The sequence below is a fragment of the Labrys sp. Lb11 genome, from assembly GCF_057554225.1.
Map to the genome: position 1 here is coordinate 217,681 of NZ_BAAJOT010000004.1, position 23,805 is coordinate 241,485.

Here is a 23,805-nt window from a genome sequence, read left to right on the forward strand (position 1 = left end):
GGGTCATTCGGCCGCGGCGCGGCGGATCGCCGTCACGTCGGGAAAGCTGCAGGTGACGATGGTGCCATGCCCCTCCCTCGAGGTCAGCTCCACCGTGCCGTGATGCAGTTCGACGAAGGAGCGCACGATCGACAGGCCGAGGCCGACGCCGCGGTGGTCGGTGCCGCCGGCATAGGATTCGAAGCGGTCGAAAACGCGGTCGATCACCTTCTGCGGGATGCCGCGGCCGCGGTCCTCGACCCGGAACACCACCGCGTCGGCACGCCGCTCGGCGGTCAGCGACACCGTGCCGCCGCGGTCGGAGAAGCCGATGGCGTTGGACAGGAGGTTGAACAGGACCTGGCGCACGCGCTTGCCGTCCGCCTCGAACGCGCCGATCGAGCCCGCCGCCGCCATGGTCAGCGTCACGCCCGTCTCGGTCAGGCGCGGCTGCACCGCCTCGGCGGCGGCCTGCATGGTGGTGCGGATGTCGATCTCGCCGACCTCCAGCGTCATGGCGCCGGCGTCGATGGTGGCGAGGTCGAGGATGTTGTTGATGATCGCCAGCAGCGAATCCGACGAGGTCATGATGTAGCCGGCATATTGGCGCTGCTTGTCGCTGAGTGGGCCGGCCGCGCCGTCGGCCAGGAGCTGCACGAAGCCGATGATGTTGGTCAGCGGCGAGCGCAGCTCGTAGGAGACGTGGTGGACGAAGGCGTTCTTGAGGCGGGAGGCCTCGACCAGCGCCTCGTTCTTGTCGACCAGGGCGGTCTCGAAGTTCACCGTGTCGGTGACATTGGTGAAGGTCAGCAGCGTGCCGCCGTCGGGCAGCGGCGCGGTGACGACGTCGATGACGCTGCCGTCGACCCGCGCCATGCGGTGGCTCCGCGGGTTGCGGTCGCCGAAGCTGGTGACGGCGGCCTTGAGCGCGCTCCAGATCTCGGCATCGTCGAACAGGGGCGCGCAGCTGGCGGCGACGGCGTCGATATGCGGCCGCTCGCCCAGGTCCTGCGGCGAGAGCTTCCACATCGCGGCGAAGGCCGGGTTGGACAGGCGCAGCCGGCCGTCGGAGCCGAAGGCGGCCACGCCCTCCTTCAGATTGTCGAGCGTCTCGCCCTGCACCCGCGCCATGGCGTTGACCCGCGCCTCCAGGTCGTAGCGCTCGGTCACGTCCTCGAACAGGTAGATCACCCCGCCGGCCGGGTTGGGCGTGGTGACGACGCGCAGGGTCTTGCTGCCGGGCAGGTGCCACAGATGCGAGACCGGTTCGAGCGACCGGTAGGCTTCGTGCAGCTTGGTTTTCCAGGTGCGGAAGTCGGCATGCTCCTCCAGCCGGTGATGGGCACGCAGCCGGTCCAGGATCTCGCCGTCGCGCGGCTTCTCGTCGAGATAGGCGGCGTCGAGCTGCCAGAGACTGCGATAGGCGGTGTTGTAGAAGGTCAGCCGCCGGTCGGCGTCGAAGATCGCCACCGCCGTGGCGATCTGGTCGAAGGTGCCGGCATAGGCCTGCATCTGCCGCTCCAGGCGGGCGCGCACCTCCTCCAGCTCGGAGACGTCGATCGCCAGCCCGGCCGAGCCGCGCGGGGAGGGGACGTCGATGACGTCGAGGATGCGGCGGGCGCCGCCGACCACCGCCGGGACGCGCTTGAGATAGGGCTTGCCGGCGTTGCGGCTGCGCTGCGCATCCTCCCGCGCCGGCCGGTCGAGCAGTTCCACCTCGCGCGCCAGCGCCTCGGCCTCGTCCGCCGCGTCGACCGCCCGGGCATAGGCCTTGTTGACCCAGCTCAGCCGGCCATGCTGGTCGCGCAGCCACAGCGGCAGCGGCGCGTCGTCGACCAGGGCGCGCATCACGCCGGCCTCCTCCACCGTCCGCCGGTGGGTTTCGGCCAGGCGGGCCAGCTCCAGCCGGTCGCCGGTCACGTCGCGCAGGCGCAGCACCGCCCGCCCGCCGATGGCGCGGCCCTCGGCCTCGATGAAGGCGCCGGTCCGGGCCCGCGCCACCTGCCGGAAGGTCTCGCCGCGCGTACGCAAGGCCTCGACGTTCTGCTCCAGGGCGCGGCCGTCGTCCGGACCGAACCAGCCCGCGGCCGAGAAGGGGCCGGGCCGGGCGGGAATGTCGATGCCGGGCAGGCCGCCGGTGATGGTCGGGGCTTCGGCGGCGCCGGTCCAGACCGCGATGACCTGGGGCTCGGACTGGAGCAGCGCCTCGGCCCGGTCCAGGCGTCCCCCGAGGGCTTCGAGCTCGGCCCGCCGCTTGTCGTCCGCTTTGCCCCAGGCGGTGCGCGCGCGGATATGCAGGATGGCGACGGTGATGGTGAACACCATCAGGCCGATGAAGAAGGCGAGACCGAACAGATCCTGGTGCTTGAAGGCGACGAAGGCGGAGATCATCCGGTGCAGCGTCGTGTCCTGCCCGGCGGCTTCGGCCGCGACGGCGGGGGACGCCCCGGCGGATGCGGCCAGGAGCAGCGCGGCGATCCGGTTCGCGCGAGCCCACCGCCGGATGCGCCCGAGCTGCCGCCGCGCACGGCGGCCGGCACCTGCGCATGGCCAGCGACGGAACCCCCAGCGTCCCGGCATCATCGATCCCTTCTTGGGGCACCGCGGCGGACCAACTCCGCCTTCAGCCTCTCGCGAGCCCCGAATCATCGCACTGTACTCTCCCCGCGACTCCGGCCGAAAGTCCTCCCTCGGGGAAACATCGGTCCGCGCCGCTGCGTCCCATGTGCTGGGCGGCACACGGGCGCGGGCGGCGCGGCGCTACATTGTCTCGTCGGCGATGGTTACCAAGCGGTTAATCCGCGCCGGCGGGAGACATGCCGATGCGCCCGTTCATTCCCGCGATCCTTGCCGCCGTGGCCCTGCTGGCGTCCCTCGGCTCCACCCTGCCGAACGCCGCGTCCGCGCCTGCGGTGCCGAAGGCGCGGACGTTGCCGCGGGTGCCCGTGCTGCCGACCGGACTGGCCGACTTTCCCAACTGCCCGGCGCCTGCGGTCAACGGCATGAACATTCGCCGGGTGACCACGGCCGACGGTCCGGCGCTGGCGATCTTCGTGGTGGTGCAGAATGTCGGCAACCGTGCTTTCTTCGCCGCACCCGGCCGCGTCGCCCTCACCGTCAGCCGCAACGGGAAGCCGCTCGGCTCCTTCCCGCTCGAGCGCCTGGCGCCGGGCGAGGTGAAGTTCTTCTCGGTCGCCGGCACCCCTGTCGGACAGGACGAGCAGGGCGACGTGGTCGCCTCCATCGACTTCGCGCCGACCGTCCCGACAGGCCCGGTCGCGGACACGCTGGACTGCCAGACATCCGACAACCGCGCGGTGCGCAAGGCCGACGCCGTCGGCCGGGCGCCCGACCGCGTGGCGCAGCAGGCGCGGGCTCCCGGCGCCGACGGCTGAGCGGCCGCTCGGAGGTGTCGCGCGGCGGTTGTTCCGCCCCCGCTTCAGGGTCGGTCCTGCCGATTCCCGGAACCGGCGTCGATCAGGTCGGGCCGGGGCACGGCACCCTCCCGCAAGCCTCGCCGCCGTCGCCCGAAAGGCGGCGGAGCGTGAATTGGCCACAAGTCCGTGATAGTCATTTTCCTTGTCTTATCAGTGGAAAAATCCCACCATCGCAGTGCGGTATTCCGGTGTTGAGGAGAGCGTCATGGCAGTCGCGGCACAAGCAACGAGGCCCGTCGGGCGGCCCCGTTGCATGGAAACGCACAAGGCCATTCTCGCGGCTGCCGCCGATCTTCTGGAAACCGTGCCCTACCGTGACATCGCGGTGGAACGCATCGCGGCGTTAGCCGGGGTCGGCAAGCAGACCATCTATCGCTGGTACGACAGCAAGGCCGATCTGATCCTCGACGCCTATCTCGCCCGTTCGAGCGAGACCTTCTCGCCGCTCATGCTGAGCAGCGACGCGATCGACGACCTGCGCCGCTACCTGCATCAGATCGTGGCGCTCCTGCCGAGCCGCGGCTTGCAGGGCGCCTACCGCGCTCTGATCGCCGAAGCCCAGCTCGATCCGGAGTTCCGCCGGCGCGTCGACGAGGTGGTGATGCGGCGACGCTGCGAGGTGGCGCGCGGCCTGGTCGTCGCCGCCATCCGCAAGAAGCAGATCCGTGCCGACGTCGACCCCGACCTGGTGGTCGACATGGTCTTCTCGCCGATCTTCCACCGTTTCGCCATGCGGGCCGATGCGCCCGACGCGGCTTTCATGGACAAGGTGCTCGACACCGTGCTCCAGGGCATCGGCACCGGCAAGGCGGACTAGGGTGTTCACGCCCGTCTTCGACCGATCGCTCTACGACGCCGGCAGGCTGCAGCCTTCCTATTGGGAGGCGAGTGTCGAGCGTCGGCATTTTCCCAGGCTTTCGGCCGACACCGCCTGCGACGTCGCCATCATCGGCGGCGGCTATACCGGCCTGTCGGCCGCCTATCACCTCGCCCGCGACCACGGCATCGACGCCGTGGTCCTGGAAGCCGGCCCGATCGCCTGGGGCGCTTCCAGCCGCAATGGCGGCTTCGTCACCTATCCGCCGACCAAGATGGGCATCGGCGACCTGATCGGGCGCTATGGGCTGGACGAGACGCGGCGTTTCTTCCGCGACTTGCGCGAGGCCGCGGATTTTCCCCAGGCACTCGCCCGGGAAGAGGGCTTCGACATCCGCTTTCAGGGCGACGGCACGCTCGACGCCGCCCACCATCCGCGCACGGCGCGCGGCTTCGCCGAGGACGCCGAAGCCTACGCCCGCGTCGGCATCCGCACGCAGATCTATTCGCGCGAGGCGTTCACCGAGATCGGTCACGGCGGCACCGAGCAGTTCGGCGGCTTCCACGTCGAGGGCGGCGGCGGGCTGCATCCGCTGGCCTATGCCATCGGCTTTGCCGAGGCGGCTGAGCGGCGCGGCGCCAGGCTTTTCGCCGAGTCGCCGGTCGAGCGCTGGGAGCGCGACGGCGCGGCCCATCGCCTGGTGACGCCGGGCGGCACGGTGACGGCTCGCCGCGTCGTCGTCGCCGCCAATGGCTGGATGCCGGACGGTCTGCATCGCGCCATGGACGCCCGCGCCTGGCCCGCCCTTTCCAACATCGTCGTCACCCGCCCCCTGGCCGAGGCGGAGCTGAAGGCCGTGCCCTACGTGACGGAGACGCCGGTCTCCAACACGCGCAAGCTGCTGTTCTACTACCGTCTCCTGCCGGACCGGCGCTTCCTGTTCGGCGCCCGGGGCGATGCCTCCGGCACGCCGGCGGCCGCGGCGGCGATGCGCGCCTGGATGGAACGGCGCATCGGCGAGCTGTTCCCGCCGTGGAAGGGCATCCAGACCGATTATTTCTGGCGCGGTCTGGTCTGCCTGTCGATGAAGCTGGCGCCCTCGGTCGGCCGGGTGCCGGACGACCCGTCCGTCTATTACGGCTTCGGCTATCACGGCTCCGGCGTGCTGGCGGCCCCGCTCGCCGGCCGCTACATCGCCCGTGCCATCGGCGCCTCGAATTCCGGTGCCGTCGACGTGCCGGCGCCGCTGGCCGAGCTGCCGCCGCGCTTTCCCGTTCCCGGCCTGCGGCGCCAGGTCCTGGGGGCGGTCTATATGGGCTATGGCATCCGCGAATGGCTGAAGGACCGGTTCTCCGGCTGAGGCCGCCGGTCAGAAGTCGGAGGCGAGGCCCTTGATCTCCCAGTCGCCGTAGCGCACCGGCTCCGGCCCCTCGCGGCCGTTGAGTTCGCGGGCCGGCGGCGGCGCGTCGGCCGCGGTGGCCCGGCGGGCGGCAGCTTCCTCGAGGGCGCGCCGGGCCGCTGGCGCGAGGGTCTTGCCCGGGGCGGCGTTCGGCGGGTTGCGATGCGCGGTTTCGTCGGGCATGTGGCACCTCGGACCCAATCAGGAGACGGCCTTATGCCTCAGATGGCGATCATCGTCGAATTCGAAACCCTGCCCGGCCGGGAAGAGGCCTTTCTCGAGGTGATCGGCGAGCATGCCCGCGCCACCCTGGCCGAGGAGCCGGGCTGCCTGCGCTTCGAGGTCATCCGCGGGGTGGAGCGTTCGGGCAACCCGATCCCGGGGCGCGTCCTGGTCAACGAGCTCTATGCCGACGCGGCCGCCGTCGCGGCGCACGAAGCCAATCCGCGCATGCCTTCGGTCGGCGCGGCGGTGAAGGCGCTGGTCGCCTCGCAGCGGCTGATCCTGGCCGAGGTGCTCTGACATCGCCGCCGCCCGGCGCCGGGGCGGTTGCGGCGAGCGCTGCGGCCATGACCGCTCTGGCGCTCGCCGCCGCGTTTCACTAAGATCTTACGGACGACGACGAGGGAGGCACACTCGAAGCCGGTCGGCCCAGCCTAGAGCAAAGCGCGTTTTGGTGGAAACGCGCTTTGCTCCAACTCCTTGTTTCGACGCGTCCTTCCGACTTGACGCGATTCCGTCAAATCGCAAGACGCTTTAGCGTTGGGCCGGGCGGTCGAGATTGGCCCGAAAGAGTTTGTAACGCTAAACCTTCGCCGGTCCGAAAGACGATCCAGAATGCGCAAAGGGACGAACCAGCCTGATGCAGAGATGGATAAAACTCTCTACATCCTCGACGCTGCTGCCGATTGCTTCATGGAACGGGGCTTCGAGGCCACCAAGATCGACGACATCGCCGATCGTCTCGGTGCCACCAAGGGCCTGATCTACTATTCCTTTCGTTCCAAGGTCGACATCTTCTTCGCCGTCTATCGCCGCGCGCTGCACAACACGCTGAGCAATGTGCAACCGTTTCTCGATGACGGCAGCCGGAGCGTCGAACGCCTCGCCAACATGTCGATCGCCCACGTCACGCTGCTGATGCGGGCGCTCGGCTATCACCATGTGGCGCAGCAGGGCATCGAGATGCGCCTGAGCATGGCACTCAAGCCGCAGCAGCGCATCGCCCTGCGCGAGTTGATCGCGCTGCGCGACGAGTACGAGATGATCTTTCGTCGCGTCATCGAGCAGGGCATCGCCGATGGCGAGATTGCCGAGGCCAATGTCTCCCTGGCGGCCAAGACGCTGCTCGGCGGGCTGAACGGCGTGTCGATGTGGTACAGGCCGCGCCCGGGCGAGAGCGAGGCGGACCGGGAGGCCCTGGCGCGGGCCGTGGTCGCAATGCTGATGAAGGGGCTGGAGGCCCGGCCGGCCCTTCAGGACTCGACCGTCTCCAGGTAGTCGTCGGCGACGAACCAGCGGATGCCGCTGCGTGTCCGAATGCGCCGTCCCGGCGGCGCGATGTCCGGGTCGTCGAGCGTCCCGATAAAGAGGCGCCAGCCTGCCCGATCCCCCGGCCGGGAAGGCGGCGTCACGCCGCTGTCGCGACCAGCGTCATCGTGTCGATGGTGAAGGTGCCGTCCGCCTCGATCGCGAAATGACGCTGCACCGGCTCGGACATCTCAGCCTGCAGCGAGCGGATCGCCCGGGCATGCAGGTCGGGTGCGTCGATCCGGGCGATCCACGCGGCGAAGTCGAGCCTGAGGCGGGCCGGCACCACCGAATCGACGGAAAAACCCGCCGCCTCGACCATGCCCCGCCAGGCGGCGACGGAATGGTTGCGCACGTGCGAGGGGTCGCGCAGCAGCTCGACCGTCTGCAGGAACGTGTCGAACAGCGGATTCTCCGGCGCCACCACGTCGGCGAACACCGCCCGGGCGCCGGGCGCGGCCACGCGCCGGGCCTCGCGGATGCCGGCGGCGGGATCGCCCCAATGATGGGTGCTGTAGCGGCTCGCGACCATGTCGAAGCTGCCGTCGGCGAAGGGCAGCTTCTCGGCCGAACCCTTGCGCACGGTGACGTTGGCAAAGCCGCGCCGCTCCGCTTCGGCCGCCACAGCCGCCAGCATGGCGTCCGACAGGTCGTAGGCGGTCACCGAGCCTGCGTGCGGCGCCACGGCGAAGCTGACATGTCCGCCGCCGCAGCCCAGATCCAGCACGGTCCGAGCCCGGCTGTCGCGCGCCACCGCCGCGATCAGGTCGAGATCCGCGCCCTGCGCATGGACGGGGCTGCCGACATAGGCGGCCGCCCGCGGACCGAACTGATCCGTCACCAAGGTTTCGTGCCCTCGCCCCGCCGTCATGGTCCGTCCTTCCCCGCAAGATCGATACGGCAAGGCTAGGGACTGTCGGACACCGGTACCAGTTCCAATTTTATACTGGTATGTTTTGCGCCATGAAGACGGAGGCGGTGGACACGGACCAGGCGCGGCGACTGGAACTCGGCGAGTTCCTGCGGGCCCAGCGCGCCCGGCTGACACCGGCGATGCTCGGTTTCGACGGCGGTCCGCGCCGGCGCACCCCCGGGCTGCGCCGCGAGGAGGTGGCCCAGCTCTGCGGCCTCAGCACCACCTGGTACACCTGGCTGGAGCAGGGGCGCGACATCTCCCTCTCGTCCCATGCGCTGGGGCGGCTCGCGGCGGTGCTGCGCCTCACGCCGGCCGAGCGGGCCTATGTCTTCGATCTCGCCGGCAAGCGCGATCCCAAGGCGGCCGAAGGGCGGGCGCCGAATGCGCCGCCGGCCCTGCTCGCAACCCTGCCGCAGATCGCCTGCCCCGCCTATGTGCTCGACCATCTGTGGAATGCCGAGGGCTGGAACGCCGCGGCCGAGCACCTGTTCGCCGGCTGGCTCGACGCCGAACCGCCGGACCGCAACCTGCTGCGTTTCATTTTCCTCAGCGTCGCGGCCCGCACCCTGATCCAGGATTGGGAGACCCGGGCCCGGCGGGTGCTGGCCGAGTTCCGGGCGGACTATATCCGCCATATGGACGAGCCGGAGATGCAGCGCCTGGTCGCCGATCTCGGCCGCGGCAGCGAGCTCTTCGCCAAGGCCTGGGACGCGCACACGGTGGTCGGCCGCGAAGGCGGCGCGCGCGCCTTCCTGCATCCCCGGGACGGGCCGCTGCGCTTTCGCCAGATCACGCTCAACCCGGCCGGCCGGACCGACCTGAAGCTGGTCATCCTGACGCCGGACGCCTAGGGCAAAGCGCGTTTCGGAGGAAACGCGCTTTGCTCCAACTCCTCGTTTCGACACGTCTTTGCGACTTGACGCGATTCCGTCAAATCGCGAAACGCTCAAGGCACGCCGGCTTCTTGCCGGGCGGCGCCCTTGCCGCTCGGTCCGCGCGCGGCTAAGCAGGGTCTGGCGGGCCCGCTCACATGCGCAGCATTGATTTTGCATCGAAAATGCAAAATCAATCGTGGCGAAAGTGACGGGAAGCTGCTTAGGGTCCGCCGCCTGAAACCACCCGCGAGGTTCGCGACCATGTCGCTGGAGACCGATCTTCTCGTCGACCGCCGCCGGCTGCGGCGGAAGCTGTCGGTGTGGCGGGTCCTGGCCTTCGTCGCCGCCGCCGCCGCGCTCGCCGCCATCCTGGCGGCCAGCGGCGGCAGTGACCTGCTCAACCGGCGGGCTGACCACATCGCGCGTATCAAGATCGCCGGCTTCATCGGCGACCAGACCGCCAACCTCAAGCTGTTCGACGCGATCGCCGCATCGAACGCCAAGGGCGTCATCGTGCAGATCAACTCCCCCGGCGGCGCCACCACCGGCGGCGAGGCGCTCTATGACGGCCTGCGCAAGCTTTCGGGCAAGAAGCCGACCGTGGCGGTGATCGAAGGCCTCGGCGCCTCCGCCGCCTACATGGCCGCGATCGGCACCGACCGCCTGGTGGCGCGCCGCACCGCCCTGGTCGGCTCGATCGGCGTGCTGGTGCAGTATCCCAACGTCTCCAGGCTGCTCGACACGATCGGCGTCAAGGTGGAGGAGGTGAAGTCCTCGCCCCTCAAGGCGGCGCCCAACGGCTTCGAGCCCACCAGTCCCGAGGCCGCGGCCGCGCTCGCCTCCGTGGTGAACGACACCTATGGCTGGTTCAAGGGGCTGGTGAAGGAGCGCCGCGGCTATGGCGACAAGGATCTCGGCGTGGTCTCGGACGGCCGTATCTTCACCGGCCAGCAGGCGCTCGACCTGAAGCTGATCGATGCCATCGGCGATGAGAGCACCGCCATTGCCTGGCTGGAGCAGAGCAGGGGGGTGGCCAAGGGGTTGCCGGTGCAGGACTGGGAGAAGCCGAGCGAATCGCGCAGCTTCTTCTTCGCCGAGGCCCTGGCGGATCTGGCCGACAAGGCGGGCGTGCCGCTGGTCGGGACGGTGCTCAGGGCCGGCTCCCCGACGGAGCCGGGCGCGCTTGACGGACTCGTTTCGGTTTGGCAACCTCGCGCGCAAAAGTAGCGATTTCTCAAGCACCTAGAGGATCTGAGGCAAAGGTCTCGAGCCGTAGGATTGAGCGCATTCCGAGGGGTACAGCGATGATCAAGTCCGAACTCGTCCTGAAGATCGCGGAGACCAATCCGCATCTCTACCAGCGTGACGTCGAGAATATCGTCAACGCCATCCTGGACGAGATCTCCGGCGCCATGAGCCGTGGCGATCGGGTGGAGCTGCGCGGGTTCGGTGCCTTCTCGGTGAAGGAACGGCCGGCGCGTGTCGGGCGCAACCCGCGCACCGGCGCTCATGTCAAGGTCGATGAGAAGGTCGTCCCCTTCTTCAAGACCGGCAAGGACATGCGCGTGCGCCTCAACCGCCCGGCCGACGCCGCCGAGCCGAAGAAGGGATAGGACCGCATGAAGCGCATCGCCCTCTACCTCGTCTTCCTGCCCGTCGCGATCCTCGTGCTGCTGTTCGCGGTGGCGAATCGCCAGATGGTCACGCTGTCGCTCGACCCGTTCAATCCCGCGGCCCCGGCGCTGTCCTTCCAGGCGCCGCTGTTCCTGGTGATGTTCGCGGTGCTGATGGTCGGCGTCGTCGTCGGCGGGGCCGCGGCCTGGCTCAAGCAGGGCCGGCACCGCCGGGCCGCGCGCGTCGCCCGCGTCGAAGCCGAGCGCCACCGCAGCGAGGCCGACCGCCTGCGCGACCGGATGAGCGGCGTCGACCAGAAGCAGCAGCGCGGCGGCCTGCCGGCGCCCGTGCCGTTCTGACGGCCGATCCGCCGGTTCTTCCCAAAAGCGTTTTGCGATTTGACGGAATCGCGTCAAGTCGGAAGGACGGGTCGAAACAAGGAGTTGGAGCAAAGCGCGTTTCCGCCAAAACGCGTTGCTCTAGCCGGAGGCGTGCGCCTGCCGGCCTTCCGACAGGGGGCGACATGCGCTTCATCTCCGCCGACGACATCGACCAGCGGCTGACCTTTCCGGCGATGGTCGACGCGTTGCGCCGCGCCTTCGCCGGCGGCGTCGTCACGCCGGTCCGCCATCATCACGAGATCGGGGCTGGCGCCGACCACGCCACCATGCTGCTGATGCCGGCCTGGACCGGCGGCGCCCCGGGACAGGGCGCCTTTCTCGGCGCCAAGTTCGTCAACATCTTCCCGACCAACGGCGCCAGGGGCCTGCCTTCGGTGCTCGGCGTCTATCTCCTGATGTCGGGCGAGACCGGCGCGCCGCTCGCCACGCTCGACGGCACCCGCCTCACCCATTGGCGCACCGCCGCCGCCTCGGCCCTGGCGGCCTCCTATCTCGCGCGGCCCGACGCCACGCGCCTCACGGTGGTCGGCGCCGGCGCGCTGGCGCCCTTCCTGGTGCGCGCCCATGCCAGCCAGCGGCCGATCCGCAAGGTGACGCTGTGGAACCATCGGCCCGAGCGGGGCGAGGCCGTGGTCCGCGCCCTGGCGGCGGAAGGCTTCGACATCCGCTTCGAGCGCGATCTCGAAGCGGCGGTCGGCGAGGCCGACATCGTCTCCTGCGCCACGCTGACGAAGGACCCGCTGGTCCGCGGTGCCTGGCTGCGCCCCGGCACCCATCTCGACCTGGTCGGCGCCTTCAACCTGTCGATGCGCGAGGCCGACGATGAGGCATTGCGCCGCGCCGCCGTGTTCGTCGACACCGAGGCGGCCCTGACCGAGGGCGGCGACGTGGCCGTGGCCGTGCAGGCCGGCGCCATCGCCGCCTCCCATGTGCGGGGGACGCTGGCCGATCTCGCCCGCGGCGCCCATGCCGGGCGGACGGCGCCGGACGAGATCACGCTGTTCAAATCGGTGGGTGCGGCCCTGGAGGATCTGGCGGCCGCCATGCTCGTCTGGCATCTCGTGGCGGAGCACAACCTTTGAGAGCCTGGTCTTGTCCCTCCCCCGCCCCTGGCGCGAAGTCCTGCCGCAACTGATCTCGACGGCGCTGATCCCGCTCACCGTGGCCGGCGTCGGCTTCTACTACACGCGCTGGCAGCAGAACCTGTCCGATCTGCGCACCATGATCGACCTGGTCACCGACCAGACGCCGGAAAAGCGCAAATACGGCATCGCCATGTTCGAGTACCTGCTCAAGAACGACAAGGTGCCGGTGGAGTTCATCACCGCCCAGCTCGACTATGCCAACACCTCGTCCGACCGCGACCTGCTGCCGCTCCTGGAGACGGCGGTGCGCAAGGCCTCCCAGGTCAACAGCGATGTCAGCGCCGCCTATGAGGAGGCGACGGCGCGCCTGCCGAGCCGCATCTTCGTGCACACGCTCACCGACGCGCAGCGCCCCTGCATCGGCCTGCTGCTCGACGAGATGAAGGACGGCGACAAGGCCGGCGTCACCATTCCGGCGATCCAGCCGGTGAAATGGTCGGGCGAATCGCACGAGCTGCGCTTCTTCAAGATCGGCGACCGCAAGCGCGCCGAGGCCCTGGCGGACCTGTTCAAGTCCGTCGGCCTGACCCTGACGCTCAAGGATCTGTCGACCTCGTGGAGCGGCGCCCGCGATTCGCGGCCCAACACGTTCGAGATCTGGTTCGGCACGCCGCCGCTGCCGGCGGGCTGCGCCGCGCCGCCGAAGTGAGGCCTCGATCGATGAGCGTCACCGCGTCACCGCGGTGTCCTCTCAGGGGCCGCGGCGGCGCGAGGTGGCCTCACGCCATGGCGTAGGCTCGGCCGAAGCGGTTGGCGAGGAAGGCCTCGAGCGTGATGTCCTCCTGCCGGATCAGCCCGCGGGTCGGCAGGGCGCCGGTGGCCAGGAGGTCGAGCACGGCGGTGATGCCCGCGGCGGTGGTCACCTGAATGGCGCTGTGGAACGAGCCGCCGACGTCGCGGCCATAGAGCTTGTTGGCATAGGTCTCCTGCACCAGCCGTCCCTTCTTGAGGCCCGTGACGGTGACGAAGACGATGACCACGTCCTGCACGGTGGAGGGCAGGGCGTTCTCCAGAATGTCCTTGAGCACCTCGCGCCGCTGCGCCAGGCGGAGATCCTGCAGCAGCACCTTCATGATCGCGGCATGGCCGGGATAGCGGATGGTGCGGTAGTTGAGGTTTCGCACCCGCCCCTGCAGCGTCTCGCACATGGTGCCGAGGCCGCCGGAGGTGTTGAAGGCCTCGTAGAGGATGCCGTCGATGGAGAATTCCTCGCGCTCCTCCAGTGGCGGCATCTCGCGCAGCACGCCGTTGACGATCGCCTCGCAGGGCTCGCAATACTCGTTGATCACCCCGTCAGTCGACCAGGTCAGGTTGTAGTTGAGGGCGTTGGACGGGAACTGCGGCAGGGCGCCGACGCGCATGCGCACATCGTGCAGCTCGTCGAAACCCTTGGCCATGTCGTTGGCGATGATGGTGATGAAGCCGGGCGCCAGGCCGCATTGCGGAATCAGCGCCGTCTCGGCCCGCCGTGCCAGCTCCTTGACCCCGCGGGTGCTGGCGACGTCCTCGGTCAGGTCGAGATAGTGCACGCCCGCCGCCACCGCCGCCTCGGCGATATGGCTGGTCAGATGGAAGGGCGCGGCGCTCAGCACCGCGAACATGCCCGAGAGCGCCCCTTCGAGCTCGCCCGGGGCGCCGATGTCGAGCGCGACGCCCTCCACGCCCTCGCGCGGGCTCAGCTCCGCCAGCCGTTCGGGCACCCGGTCGAACACCACGACGCGATAGTCGCCGCTGTCCACGAGCATGTCGGCGATGGTGCTGCCGATCTTGCCGGCTCCGACGACGGCGACCTGCTTCATGATGCACCCCTCCCGCTGCGATGACGTCAGGATGCCCGCGATTCGCGCCGGTTTGCAGCCGGCAATCCGGATGATATGACGCGGCTATTCGACAGATCGACGAAACGAATCGGCATAATGACGACGGATGCGGACCGTGCCCTGATCGCGCTGCTGCGCGAGAATGCCCGTCTCTCCCTGTCGGAGCTGGCGCGGCGCCTCGGCCTGTCGCGCACCACGGTGCAGAGCCGGCTGGAGCGCCTGGAGCGCAACGGCACCATCCTGGGCTACACGGTGCGCCTGTCGGACGCGGCCGAGCAGGCCAGGGTCATGGCGCATGTCCTGGTCACCGCCCTGCCCAAGCTCGCCCCGGCGGTGATGCGGCGGCTGGAGCAGATCCCGGAGGTGCGCACGCTGCACTCGGTCAGCGGCAGCTACGACATGATCGTGGTGATCGAGGCGCCTTCGATCGGCGCCCTCGACACGCTGATCGACCGCGTCGGCGCCATGGAGGGGGTGGAGCGCACGATGTCGTCGATCATCCTGTCGACGAAGAAGGGGTAGGAACGGGTGGCGCCCTGCCGCGCAGGGCCGCCGCTTCGTCGACGTTGCGGACGTGCCGCTCGAAGATCTCGTCGAGGAGATCGAGCACGACGTCGCGGCCGGCAAGGTCTGCGGCCGCGGACAGCGCCTCGGCGACGAGGCCCGGCGTCAGCGCGGCGAGACAGGGCCCGGCCGCCTCGACGAAGCTGAGATGCCAGGGCTCGGGATGCATGCCGCCGCGCTCCGTTGCATAGGGGCGGACGAAGCCGAAGCGGGCGGCATGGGCGTCGAGCCACGCGTGCAGCGGCCGGAACAGCCCGCCCGGCGCCGTCTCCTCGGGCAGGAGACGGACGCGATAGCCGGGCGGCATCGCCGCCCGGTCGATCACGTCGATCTCGGTGCCCCAATGGTGGCGGCTGGCGCCGGGCAGGGCTGACCATTCCAGGATGGCGAAGACGAGGTCGCGGCCGGCGAGCGCGCCATGGTCGCGCGGCCGGCCCGCGGCGTCGTAGAGCGTCCGCTCGCCGCGGAACTTGCCGTTCCAGATCCGCAGCTGCGTGTCGAAATCCCGGAAGGCGCTGACGGGCTCGATCTCGAGCCCGTCCCGGCGTGCCGCCGCGCTCATGTCGAGGAAGGCCTCGCCCGCGCGCGGCATGGCGGCGAAGCGCGGCGCTTCGAACTGCGCGACGTGGCTGCGGGTCCGACCGGTCAGTTCGAGCGGCGACAGCATCGGTCCTCCGCCGCAAGGGCCCGTCAGGCGGCGAGGTCGGCCACGACGGCGTCGAGCAGCGGGAAGCCCTCGCGCGTCACCCGCACCCGCGGGCCGACGCGCTCGACCAGCCCGTCGGCTTCCAGCGAACGGATGCGGCTCTCGTCGATCGCCCGGCCACGCAGGGCGCGGAAGCGCTCGAGATCGATGCCCTCGTTCAGCCGCAGCCCCATCAGCAGGTATTCGTCGCCCTGCTCCTCGTCGCTGAGCGCCTGGCGCTCGACCACGCCGTGACCGTCGGTCTCGACCACGGTCAGCCACATCTCCGGCTGGCGCTCGGTGGAGAGCGCCTGGCGCACGCCGTCGGTGTCGATCAGGCGGCCATGCGCGCCCGGGCCGACGCCGGCATATTCGCCATAGCGCCAGTAGACCAGGTTGTGGCGCGATTCGGCGCCCGGCCGGGCGTGGTTGGAGATCTCGTAGGCCGGCATCCCGCGCCGCGCGCAGGTCTCGCGGGTGATGTCGAACAGGATGCGGGCCTCGTCCTCCGGCATCGGGATCAGCTTGCCCGCCGCCACCAGGCGCTCATACACCGTGTCCGGCTCGATGGTGAGCTGGTAGAGCGACAGGTGCTCGGCCGCCCGGTCGATGGCGGCATCGAGCTCGGCGCTCCACTCGGCCGGCGTCTGGCCGGGCCGGGCATAGATCAGGTCGAAGGAAAAGCGCTCGAAGGATCGCGCCGCGATCTCCACCGCGGCCATCGCCTCGGCGACGCTGTGCATGCGCCCGAGCTTCCGGAGGTCGGTGTCGTTCATCGCCTGCACGCCGAGCGAGACGCGGTTGACGCCGGCGGCGCGGTAGCCGCGGAACCGCTCGGCCTCGACGCTGGTCGGGTTGGCCTCCAGCGTCACTTCCGCATCCGGCGCGATCGTCCAGCTGCCGCCGATCGCGTCCAGCACCGCCGCCACCGTCGAAGGCGCCATCAGCGAGGGCGTGCCGCCGCCGAAGAACACCGACGACACCGTGCGTCCCGGCGCGATCGCGGCCATGTGGGCGATCTCGCGCCGGTAGGCCGCGACGAAGCGCGCCTCGTCGACCCCGCCGTGGCGGACGTGGCTGTTGAAGTCGCAATAGGGACACTTGGCCAGGCAGAAGGGCCAATGCACATAGACGCCGAAGCCGGGCTCCGCGCGAGGGTCGGATGTGGACATGCCCCGAGTCAGTGGCAGGCCCGGCCCCGGCAGTCAATCGTCAGCCGCGGCGGAGCGCAAACTCCCTGGGGAGGAGGCCCTTGCCGCTGCGGCGCCTGCTGGTGTCGCATATGGATCATGTCCCGGCCCATACGCGACATCGTCGGGCGGCGCGATAAGCGAGTGTGCGGGCGCGATCGGAAAACGGGTGAAACGATGAAGACGACGGCGCGCGTGGTGGTGATCGGCGGCGGCGTGGTGGGCGTTTCGACGCTCTACCACCTGGCGAAGAAGGGGTGGAGCGACGTCGTCCTGATCGAGCGCAAGGAGCTGACCTCCGGCTCGACCTGGCACGCGGCCGGGCTGCTGCCGCTGTTCAACATGAGCTATTCGGTCGGCCAGCTGCACCGCTATTCCGTCGACCTCTACAGCCGCCTGGAGGCCGAGACCGGCCAGCATGTCGGTTTCAAGCAGGTGTCGAACATCCGCCTCGCCCGCACCCGCGACCGCTGGGACGAGTTCATGTACTACAAGGGCGTGGCCGACACGCTCGGCGTCAAGGTCAACGTCCTCACCCCGGACGAGGTCAAGGCGATCTGGCCGCTGTGCGAGACCGGCGGCCTGCTCGGCGCCATCCAGCACCCGGACGACGGCTATATCCAGCCCGCCGACCTCACCCAGGCCCTGGCGAAGGGCGCCCGCGCGCTCGGGGCCGAGATCAACCGCTACACCACCGTGCTCGGCATCGAGCGCACCCGCACCGGCGAATGGCTGGTGAAGACCGACAAGGGGAACATCACGGCCGAGCACATCGTCTCCTGCTCCGGCAATTTCGCCCGCCAGACCGGCGCCATGCTCGGCCTCGACATTCCGGTCATCCCGGTCGAGCACCAGTACATCGTCACCGAGCCGCATCCGGCGGTGCAGGAGCGCCACAGGCAGGGCCTGCCGGAGATGGGCGTGCTGCGCGAGGCCGATTCCTCCTGGTACATGCGCGAGGAGAACGGCGGCTTCATCCTCGGCCCCTACGAGCACGGCGCGCCCTGCTGCTATGTCGACGGGCCCGACGCCCAGTCCGAGTACGAGCTGTTCCAGGAAGACCTCGATCGTCTCGCCCCGCATATCGAGACGGCGATGACCCGCGTTCCCGCCTTCGGCGAGGTCGGCATCAAGAAGGTCTACAACGGCGCCATCGCCTACACGCCCGACGGCTCGCCGATCGTCGGCCCGGCCTGGGACCTGCCGAACGTCTGGCTGAACGAGGGCCATTCCTTCGGTGTCACCGCCGCCGGCGGCGCCGGCTGGCAGCTGGCCGAGTGGATCGTCGACGGCGAGCCCACCGTCGACATGCTCGGCGTCGACCCCCGCCGTTTCGGCCCCTACGCGTCGCGCGGCTACCTCAAGGCGAAGAATGAGGAGGCCTATGCCAATGTCTTCACCCCGCACTACCCCGACGAGGAGCGCGCGGCCGCCCGCCCCCTGAAGACGGCGCCCTGCTATGACCGCATGAAGGCGTTCGGCGCCGTGTTCGGCTCGGTCTATGGCTGGGAGCGGCCGAACTGGTTCGCTCCGGCGGGCTACGGCATCGACGTCGCCTCGATCGACAAGCCGGACGTCCTCACCAACGAGAACCACCCCAGGCCCGACGCCGACGGCCGGGTCAAGGAGGTCTGGTCGTTCCGCCGCTCGAACTATTTCGAGCATGTCGGCAACGAGATCAGGAGCGTGACCGAGGGGGTCGGCCTGCAGGACATGTCGCCCTTCGCCAAGTGCATCGTCACCGGCCCCGGCGCACGCGACTGGCTGGAATCGATCTTCGCCAACAAGATCCCGAAGAAGCAGGGCCGCATCGCCCTCTGCCACATGCTGACGAGAAACGGCGGCGTGCGCGCCGAGTTCACGGTGTACGAGAGCGCGCCGGGCGTGTTCTACCTGGTCTCGGCCGGCGCCCTGGAGCGCCATGATCACGATTGCCTGAGAAAGCTGCTGCCGGCGGACGGCTCGGTGCGGATGAAGACGGTGACGCAGGCCTACGGCGTGCTGGTGCTCGCCGGCCCGCAGTCGCGCGCCGTGTTGCAGAAGCTCACCGACACCGACCTCTCGAACGAGGCCTTCCCCTGGCTCTCGGGCAAGCCGATCTCGGTCGGCCATGCCCGCGCCCATGCGCTGCGCGTCAACTTCATCGGCGAGCTCGGCTGGGAGCTGCATCACGAGATCGAGATGCAGAACGCCATCTTCGACCTCCTGATGGAGGCCGGCGCCGAGTTCGGCATCAAGCCCTTCGGCATCCGCGCCATGCTGTCCATGTCGGTGGAGAAGTCCTACCGGCTGGTCGGGCGCGAGCTCTCGATCGAGTATTCGCCGCTGGAATCCGGCCTGCAGCGCTTCGTCCATCCCAACAAGGGCGCGTTCGTCGGCCGCGACGCCCTGGTCGCCTGGCAGCAGAAGGGCTTCTCCAACCGCTTCGTCACGCTGGAGGTCGACGGCGTCACCGACGTCGACGCCCGCGGCTCCGAGCCGATCCTCAAGGACGGCAGGCTGGTCGGCCGCTGCACCAACGGCACCTATGGCTGGCGCCTCGGCAAGTCGATCGCGCTCGGCATGGTGCGTCCGGACCTCGGCGAGATCGGCTCCGAACTCGACATCACCATCCTGGGCAAGCCCCATCGCGCCCGGGTCGTTGAGGAGAGCCCGTTCGATCCGGAGAACCTGCGCCTGCGGGCCTGAGAGGACGGCTCGAAGGTCCGGGCAGGCTCCGGGATCCGCTTCCGGCCTTCCTCCCGCCGGAACGCTGGGGTAAGGGATCCGGCGGGTGCAGAGCCCGCCGAGTCGCAGCGTCATGGTCGACATCGTCCCCTTCCCGCAGCCGCCGCGCATGCCGCCCGGCACCAGCGTCGTCGCCATCGGCGACGTGCACGGCCACCTCGCCCTGCTCGAGCCGATCCTGCGGCGGGCCGAGGAGCATGCGGCCCGTCATCGGGACCGCCGCCATGTCGTCGTCAGCCTCGGGGATGTGGTCGACCGCGGCCCGGATTCGGCCGGCGTGGTCGACCGGCTGCTGCGCGGCGTCGCCGGCTGCGAGCTCGTGGTGCTGAAGGGCAACCACGAGGAGGCGCTGCTCGATTTCCTGGCCGGCGGCCCGCAGACCTGGCACTGGCTGGACTGGGGCGGGCTGGAGACGCTGGAGAGCTATGGCGTGCCCGTCCGCTCCGGTTTGGGACCGGGGGCGCTGCAGCGGGCTTTCCGCGCGTGCCTGCCGCCGGCCCATCGCGACTTCTTCCGCTCCCTGCCGCTCTCCGTCAGCTTCGGCGACTATTTCTTCGCCCATGCCGGGGCGCGGCCGGGCATCCCCCTCGCCGCGCAACAGGAGCACGACCTGCTCTGGATCCGCGACGAGCTGCACCATTCCGCCTATCGCTTCGAGAAGATGATCGTGCACGGCCACACGCCGGTGCGCGAGCCGCAATTCCTGAGCAACCGTATCAACCTCGACACCGGCGCCTACGCCACGGGACGGTTGACCGCCGCCCTGTTCGAGGACGACCGGGTCACCTTGCTGTAGGAGCGGGCATGGCCCGGCGCATCGGCCTCCTGCCCAATCTCGGCCCGGCCATGGAGCGCGATCTCGCCGGGATCGACGTCCATGACGAGGATGCGCTGCGCGCCCTGGGCGCGCCGGCCGCCTATGCGCGCCTGCGCTTCGTCCATGGCCGGCGCATCAGCCTGAATGCGCTCTACGCCATGGATGCGGCGCTGCGAGGCATCGACTGGCGCGCCGTGACGCCGGAGCGCAAGGCCGAGCTGCGGGCCGCGGCGGCGCGGCCGGCCGGGCCGGCATGAGCCGGGCCGCGATGGCCGCCGCACCTTTGCTCTTGCCGCGGGCGGCGCGATCTGCGAGCTGCCTTGTCCGGGGATCGTCTGGGCATATCGTCGAGATCGCCGGCAGGGTCCGGAAAGGCTGAACAGATGAGCGACAATTTCTTCCAGCCGGTCGACGCGGCCGAGGTGCCGCGCTTTGCCGGCCACTCCACCTTCATGCGCCTGCCGGCAGTCGCGTCGGCGGCGGGGCTCGACATCGCCCTGGCCGGCATTCCCTGGGACGGCGGCACCACCAACCGCGCCGGCGCCCGCCACGGCCCGCGCGAGGTGCGCAATCAGTCCAGCCTGATGCGCCGGGTGCATCATGTCTCCGGCATCGAGCCGTTCTCGCTCGCCAACATCGCCGATGTCGGCGACCTGCCGGTCAATCCGATCAACCTCGCCGACGGGCTTGCCCGCATCGAGGCGGGCATGGCCGCCATCCTTGCCCATGGCGCCCTGCCGCTCGCCGCAGGCGGGGACCACCTCACCACCCTGCCGGTGCTGCGCGCCGTCGCCCGGAGCCGGCCGGTCGGCCTGATCCATTTCGACGCGCACTCGGACACGAACGACACCTATTTCGGCGACAATCCCTACACTCACGGCACGCCGTTCCGGCGCGCCATCGAAGAGGGCCTGCTCGATCCCGCGCGCATGGTGCAGATCGGCATCCGCGGCTCGATCTACGCGCCCGACGAGCACGATTGGGCTCGCGAGCGGGGCGTGCGCGTCATCTACATGGAGGAGTTCGTCCGCCGCGGTCCCGCCGCGGTGATGGCCGAGGCCCGTGCGATCGCCGGCGACGGGCCGACCTATGTCAGCTTCGACATCGACTGCATCGATCCGTCCATGGCGCCGGGCACCGGCACGCCGGAGATCGGCGGCTTCACCACCCGCGAGGCCCAGGAGATGGTGCGCCTGCTCGCCGGCGTCGACATCGTCGGCGCCGACGTGGTCGAGGTGGCGCCACCCTTCGACCTCGGCGGCATGACCGCGCTCGCCGGCGCCACCATGATGTTCGAACTGCTCTGCGTCATGGCCCCGATGATCGCCGCGCGGCGGAAGCGGTGACGGGCCGGCTTGCGCCCGACGGGGCGATCCGGCCTCGGGAGCCGTTCATCGACAAGTGAATCAACCCGGGCCTCGTGGTCGGACCTGATGCGGCCACGACGGTTGGGAGGGCACGCGCAAGCACCCGCTCGCGAACGAGCGCTACGGATCCAGCTCGGTGTCCCAGTAGAGGTAGTCCAGCCAGCTTTCGTGCAGGTAGTTCGGCGGGAAGTGCCGGCCGTTGAGGTGCAGGTCGTTCAGGCTCGGCGCGTAGGGGCGCTGGTGCGGGTGCATGTTGATCTCGGCCGGCATGGCCCCGCCCTTGCGCAGGTTGCAGGGCGAGCAGGCGGCGACGACGTTTTCCCAGGTGGTCTGGCCGCCGCGCGAGCGCGGGATCACATGGTCGAAGGTCAGATCCTCGCGCGCGCCGCAATACTGGCAGGTGAAGCGGTCGCGCAGGAAGACGTTGAAGCGGGTGAAGGCCGGGTTGCGCGTCGGCTTGACATAGGTCTTCAGCGACACGACCGAGGGCAGCCTGAGCTCGAAGGTCGGGCTGCGCACCGTGCGGTCATATTCGGAGACGATGTTCACCCGGTCGAGGAACACCGCCTTGATGGCGTCCTGCCACGACCAGAGCGACAGCGGATAATAGGACAGCGGCCGGTAATCGGCATTCAGCACGAGAGCGGGGCACGCCTCGGGGGATACTTGCGGATGAAACATGGCAGGCGACACATGCGCCGTCACGACGTACTCCAGACCTCGCACCCTGTGGCCGATGTCCGAGTCGACCACTCGTACGCCCATAATGGTGAAGCATCATGTCGGTCTTGTGAAGGGGGCAGGCACGCGAAGACTTCGCGCCGCGCCGTCCGTGGGGCGAATACTCGCGATCCGGCTCGCCCTCCGTCGCGACGACAGGGCCTCAACGCAGGCGCTGCGCCAGCCAGTCGAGCGTCGCGTCGTGAATACCGAGCTCGACCAGATGGTCGTGCGTGGCGAGCACATAGTCGGGATTGGCGCCGGAGATGCCGACGCCCTGGCGCACCAGCGCCAGCAGCGTTTCCGGCGGCAGCCGCCCGCAATATTGCGCGTGGCGCCGGTCGGCCCGATAGGCCAGCGCCTGCACCCGCCGGCCGTCGGCGAGGCGGGCCTCGTGCAGAGCCTCCAGGTAGACGGCCGTCGCCTGCTCGCGCTCGCGCAAATAGCGCACCGTCTCCTCGCGCCGTGACGCCGCCACGCGGAAGACGACGCCCCGGCAGCTGCCGCCCCGGTCGAGGCCGAGCACCAGCCCGGGCCTTTCCGGGGTGCCGCGATGCACGTGCGACCAGATGCACAGGGCCCGGTGCAGGCCGTGCATGGTGGCGAGCGCCCGCTCCTCATGGGGGAAGCCCGGTCGCCACATCAGCGAGCCGTAGCCGAAGACCCACAGGTCCTCGTGCGCGGAAAGGGACTCGATACCGGTCACTCGGCGGCTGCGCTGAAAGTCTCGAGCATGCCGAAGGGCAGGGCGGCCAGGGCGTCGCGCAGCGCCAGCATGTCACGCGAGAGCTGGTCGAAGGCGGGCAGCAGGTCGAATTGCCGCTCGTCCATGTAGAGCGCCCGGTTGACCTCGATCTGGATGACGTGGAAGCCGGCGGACGGATTGCCGTAATGCTCGGTGATGAAGCCGCCGGCATAGGGCTTGTTGCGGGCCACGGCGTAGCCGAGGCCGCGCAAGGTCAGGTCGACGCAATCCATGATCGCCGCGGTGCAGCTGGTGCCGTAGCGGTCGCCGAGCACGATGTCGGCGCGTGGCCGCTCGTCCTTGGCCAGGCTCGACGACGGCATGGAGTGGCAGTCGACCAGCACGGCCGTGCCGAACTGGCGGTGGATCTTGTTCAGCATCCGCCTGAGCGTGCGGTGATAGGGCTTGTAGAGCTCCTCGATCCGGATCAGCGCCTCGTCCACCGGCAGCCGCGCCGCATAGATCTCCTGCGCTTCGCCCACCACCCGGGCGATGGTGCCCAGCCCCCCGGCGACGCGCAGCGAGCGGGTGTTGGCGAAATTCGGCAGCCGTCCCTCGAACATGCGCGGATCGAGTTCGTAGGGCTCGCGGTTGACGTCGAGATAGGCCCGCGGGAAGCGGGCCGACATCAGCGGCGTGCCGCTCAGGGCGACCGGCTCCAGCAGCTTGTCGATGAAGGCGTCCTCGGAGCGGCGCAGGGTGGTGGCGTCAAGGCGGGAAGCGCGCAGGAAGGCCTTGGGATAGACCCGTCCGGAATGGGGCGAATTGAAGAAAAGCGGGTCCGTCAGCACCACCGGCTCGATGAGATCGAAGGCAGGGTTCAGTTCGTTCTCGGCCACCGAAAGCGTCTCGGACTGCGGAATGCGTCTTCACATTGACAAGACCACGCGTCGCCCGCCATCACAAGGGGCGATTGCGATTCCGGCCGGCGCATCGGCCCGGAAAGCAGGCGCGCACCGATGCCCAGGCCGGGTTCTTCCGGTATTCTAAACCCGGCATTTACCATGTCGAGGTCTTATCTGGAGTATTGAGCGGGCCATCGGAGATTCGCAGGCCA

General features: G+C 69.6%; 25 protein-coding genes. 16 read left to right on the top strand and 9 right to left on the bottom strand.

All coding sequences use genetic code 11. From position 1 onward, the window contains the following. Positions 1 to 3 precede the first annotated feature (3 nt). Entirely contained in the window at positions 4 to 2,562 is a 2,559-nt protein-coding gene (locus tag AC27L4_RS15565; protein WP_487143140.1) for a PAS domain-containing sensor histidine kinase, read from the bottom strand. A 239-nt stretch (positions 2,563 to 2,801) separates the two neighbouring features. Between AC27L4_RS15565 and AC27L4_RS15570 the strand changes: the two genes are divergently transcribed. From AC27L4_RS15570 to AC27L4_RS15580, 3 genes are all read left to right on the top strand, one after another. Beyond that, positions 2,802 to 3,374 carry a hypothetical protein gene (locus AC27L4_RS15570; protein WP_487143141.1) on the top strand — a complete coding sequence of 191 codons (573 nt, stop codon included), beginning with the start codon at positions 2,802 to 2,804 and terminating at the stop codon, positions 3,372 to 3,374. Between the two features lie 295 nt (positions 3,375 to 3,669). Next, on the top strand, positions 3,670 to 4,233 hold the full coding sequence (locus AC27L4_RS15575) for a TetR/AcrR family transcriptional regulator (RefSeq protein WP_487143142.1): 564 nt from the start codon (positions 3,670 to 3,672) through the stop codon (positions 4,231 to 4,233). A 1-nt stretch (position 4,234) separates the two neighbouring features. Further along, positions 4,235 to 5,593, top strand: a complete 1,359-nt coding sequence (locus AC27L4_RS15580; protein ID WP_487143143.1) for an NAD(P)/FAD-dependent oxidoreductase — start codon at positions 4,235 to 4,237, stop codon at positions 5,591 to 5,593. A gap of 9 nt (positions 5,594 to 5,602) precedes the next feature. On the opposite strand, the gene AC27L4_RS15585 is transcribed toward AC27L4_RS15580, so the two are convergent. After that, positions 5,603 to 5,815 (bottom strand): DUF1674 domain-containing protein, encoded by a 213-nt coding sequence (locus tag AC27L4_RS15585; protein WP_487143144.1) that lies wholly within the window; start codon positions 5,813 to 5,815, stop codon positions 5,603 to 5,605. 33 nt (positions 5,816 to 5,848) lie between these two features. On the opposite strand from AC27L4_RS15585, the gene AC27L4_RS15590 reads away from it, so the two are divergent. Both AC27L4_RS15590 and AC27L4_RS15595 read left to right on the top strand, forming a co-directional pair. Then, entirely contained in the window at positions 5,849 to 6,154 is a 306-nt protein-coding gene (locus AC27L4_RS15590) for a putative quinol monooxygenase (protein WP_487143145.1), read from the top strand. Positions 6,155 to 6,502: 348 nt separating this feature from the next. After that, positions 6,503 to 7,132, top strand: a complete 630-nt coding sequence (locus AC27L4_RS15595) for a TetR/AcrR family transcriptional regulator (protein ID WP_487143146.1) — start codon at positions 6,503 to 6,505, stop codon at positions 7,130 to 7,132. Between the two features lie 130 nt (positions 7,133 to 7,262). Here the strand turns inward: AC27L4_RS15595 and AC27L4_RS15600 are convergent, their stop codons facing one another. After that, complete coding sequence (locus AC27L4_RS15600) at positions 7,263 to 8,003, bottom strand: class I SAM-dependent methyltransferase (protein ID WP_487143147.1); 741 nt, start codon at positions 8,001 to 8,003, stop codon at positions 7,263 to 7,265. A 122-nt stretch (positions 8,004 to 8,125) separates the two neighbouring features. Here AC27L4_RS15600 and AC27L4_RS15605 point away from each other — a divergent pair, with 122 nt between their 5' ends. From AC27L4_RS15605 to AC27L4_RS15630, 6 genes are all read left to right on the top strand, one after another. Then, positions 8,126 to 8,929, top strand: a complete 804-nt coding sequence (locus AC27L4_RS15605) for a helix-turn-helix transcriptional regulator (protein ID WP_487143148.1) — start codon at positions 8,126 to 8,128, stop codon at positions 8,927 to 8,929. Between the two features lie 285 nt (positions 8,930 to 9,214). Further along, positions 9,215 to 10,180, top strand: a complete 966-nt coding sequence (gene sppA, locus AC27L4_RS15610; protein ID WP_487143149.1) for a signal peptide peptidase SppA — start codon at positions 9,215 to 9,217, stop codon at positions 10,178 to 10,180. Between the two features lie 77 nt (positions 10,181 to 10,257). Beyond that, positions 10,258 to 10,566 (top strand): integration host factor subunit beta, encoded by a 309-nt coding sequence (locus AC27L4_RS15615; RefSeq protein WP_487143150.1) that lies wholly within the window; start codon positions 10,258 to 10,260, stop codon positions 10,564 to 10,566. A gap of 6 nt (positions 10,567 to 10,572) precedes the next feature. Then, positions 10,573 to 10,926: a lipopolysaccharide assembly protein LapA domain-containing protein gene (locus AC27L4_RS15620; protein WP_487143151.1), complete on the top strand. Its 354-nt coding sequence runs from the start codon at positions 10,573 to 10,575 to the stop codon at positions 10,924 to 10,926. Between the two features lie 164 nt (positions 10,927 to 11,090). Next, on the top strand, positions 11,091 to 12,050 hold the full coding sequence (gene lhpI / locus AC27L4_RS15625; protein ID WP_487143152.1) for a bifunctional Delta(1)-pyrroline-2-carboxylate/Delta(1)-piperideine-2-carboxylate reductase: 960 nt from the start codon (positions 11,091 to 11,093) through the stop codon (positions 12,048 to 12,050). A 10-nt stretch (positions 12,051 to 12,060) separates the two neighbouring features. Continuing rightward, entirely contained in the window at positions 12,061 to 12,762 is a 702-nt protein-coding gene (locus tag AC27L4_RS15630; protein ID WP_487143153.1) for a hypothetical protein, read from the top strand. A 70-nt stretch (positions 12,763 to 12,832) separates the two neighbouring features. On the opposite strand, the gene AC27L4_RS15635 is transcribed toward AC27L4_RS15630, so the two are convergent. Then, positions 12,833 to 13,912 carry a saccharopine dehydrogenase family protein gene (locus tag AC27L4_RS15635; protein WP_487143154.1) on the bottom strand — a complete coding sequence of 360 codons (1,080 nt, stop codon included), beginning with the start codon at positions 13,910 to 13,912 and terminating at the stop codon, positions 12,833 to 12,835. Positions 13,913 to 14,029: 117 nt separating this feature from the next. On the opposite strand from AC27L4_RS15635, the gene AC27L4_RS15640 reads away from it, so the two are divergent. Beyond that, positions 14,030 to 14,455 (top strand): Lrp/AsnC family transcriptional regulator, encoded by a 426-nt coding sequence (locus tag AC27L4_RS15640; protein WP_487143155.1) that lies wholly within the window; start codon positions 14,030 to 14,032, stop codon positions 14,453 to 14,455. Here the strand turns inward: AC27L4_RS15640 and AC27L4_RS15645 are convergent. Both AC27L4_RS15645 and hemW read right to left on the bottom strand, forming a co-directional pair. After that, positions 14,430 to 15,164 (bottom strand): M15 family metallopeptidase, encoded by a 735-nt coding sequence (locus AC27L4_RS15645; RefSeq protein WP_487143156.1) that lies wholly within the window; start codon positions 15,162 to 15,164, stop codon positions 14,430 to 14,432. The genes AC27L4_RS15640 and AC27L4_RS15645 overlap by 26 nt on opposite strands. A gap of 23 nt (positions 15,165 to 15,187) precedes the next feature. Beyond that, positions 15,188 to 16,354: a radical SAM family heme chaperone HemW gene (gene hemW / locus AC27L4_RS15650; protein WP_487143157.1), complete on the bottom strand. Its 1,167-nt coding sequence runs from the start codon at positions 16,352 to 16,354 to the stop codon at positions 15,188 to 15,190. A 195-nt stretch (positions 16,355 to 16,549) separates the two neighbouring features. Here hemW and AC27L4_RS15655 point away from each other — a divergent pair, with 195 nt between their 5' ends. The 4 genes from AC27L4_RS15655 to speB all read left to right on the top strand — a co-directional run bounded on the left by AC27L4_RS15655 (position 16,550) and on the right by speB (position 21,262). Next, positions 16,550 to 19,060 carry a GcvT family protein gene (locus AC27L4_RS15655; RefSeq protein ID WP_487143158.1) on the top strand — a complete coding sequence of 837 codons (2,511 nt, stop codon included), beginning with the start codon at positions 16,550 to 16,552 and terminating at the stop codon, positions 19,058 to 19,060. Between the two features lie 112 nt (positions 19,061 to 19,172). Then, a complete protein-coding gene (locus AC27L4_RS15660) occupies positions 19,173 to 19,895 on the top strand; it encodes a metallophosphoesterase (RefSeq protein ID WP_487143159.1) in 723 nt (240 codons plus the stop codon). An 8-nt stretch (positions 19,896 to 19,903) separates the two neighbouring features. Then, positions 19,904 to 20,173: a TfoX/Sxy family DNA transformation protein gene (locus AC27L4_RS15665; protein WP_487143160.1), complete on the top strand. Its 270-nt coding sequence runs from the start codon at positions 19,904 to 19,906 to the stop codon at positions 20,171 to 20,173. A gap of 126 nt (positions 20,174 to 20,299) precedes the next feature. Then, positions 20,300 to 21,262, top strand: a complete 963-nt coding sequence (gene speB, locus AC27L4_RS15670; RefSeq protein WP_487143161.1) for an agmatinase — start codon at positions 20,300 to 20,302, stop codon at positions 21,260 to 21,262. A 141-nt stretch (positions 21,263 to 21,403) separates the two neighbouring features. Here speB and AC27L4_RS15675 read toward each other — a convergent pair whose 3' ends face one another. From AC27L4_RS15675 to AC27L4_RS15685, 3 genes are all read right to left on the bottom strand, one after another. Next, on the bottom strand, positions 21,404 to 21,964 hold the full coding sequence (locus AC27L4_RS15675) for an HNH endonuclease (RefSeq protein ID WP_487143162.1): 561 nt from the start codon (positions 21,962 to 21,964) through the stop codon (positions 21,404 to 21,406). Positions 21,965 to 22,166: 202 nt separating this feature from the next. Next, positions 22,167 to 22,709, bottom strand: coding sequence for a gamma-glutamylcyclotransferase (locus AC27L4_RS15680; protein WP_487143163.1), 543 nt, complete (start codon positions 22,707 to 22,709; stop codon positions 22,167 to 22,169). Then, a complete protein-coding gene (locus AC27L4_RS15685) occupies positions 22,706 to 23,587 on the bottom strand; it encodes an N-formylglutamate amidohydrolase (protein WP_487143164.1) in 882 nt (293 codons plus the stop codon). Before AC27L4_RS15685 ends, AC27L4_RS15680 begins: the two co-directional genes overlap by 4 nt. Positions 23,588 to 23,805: the final 218 nt, after the last annotated feature.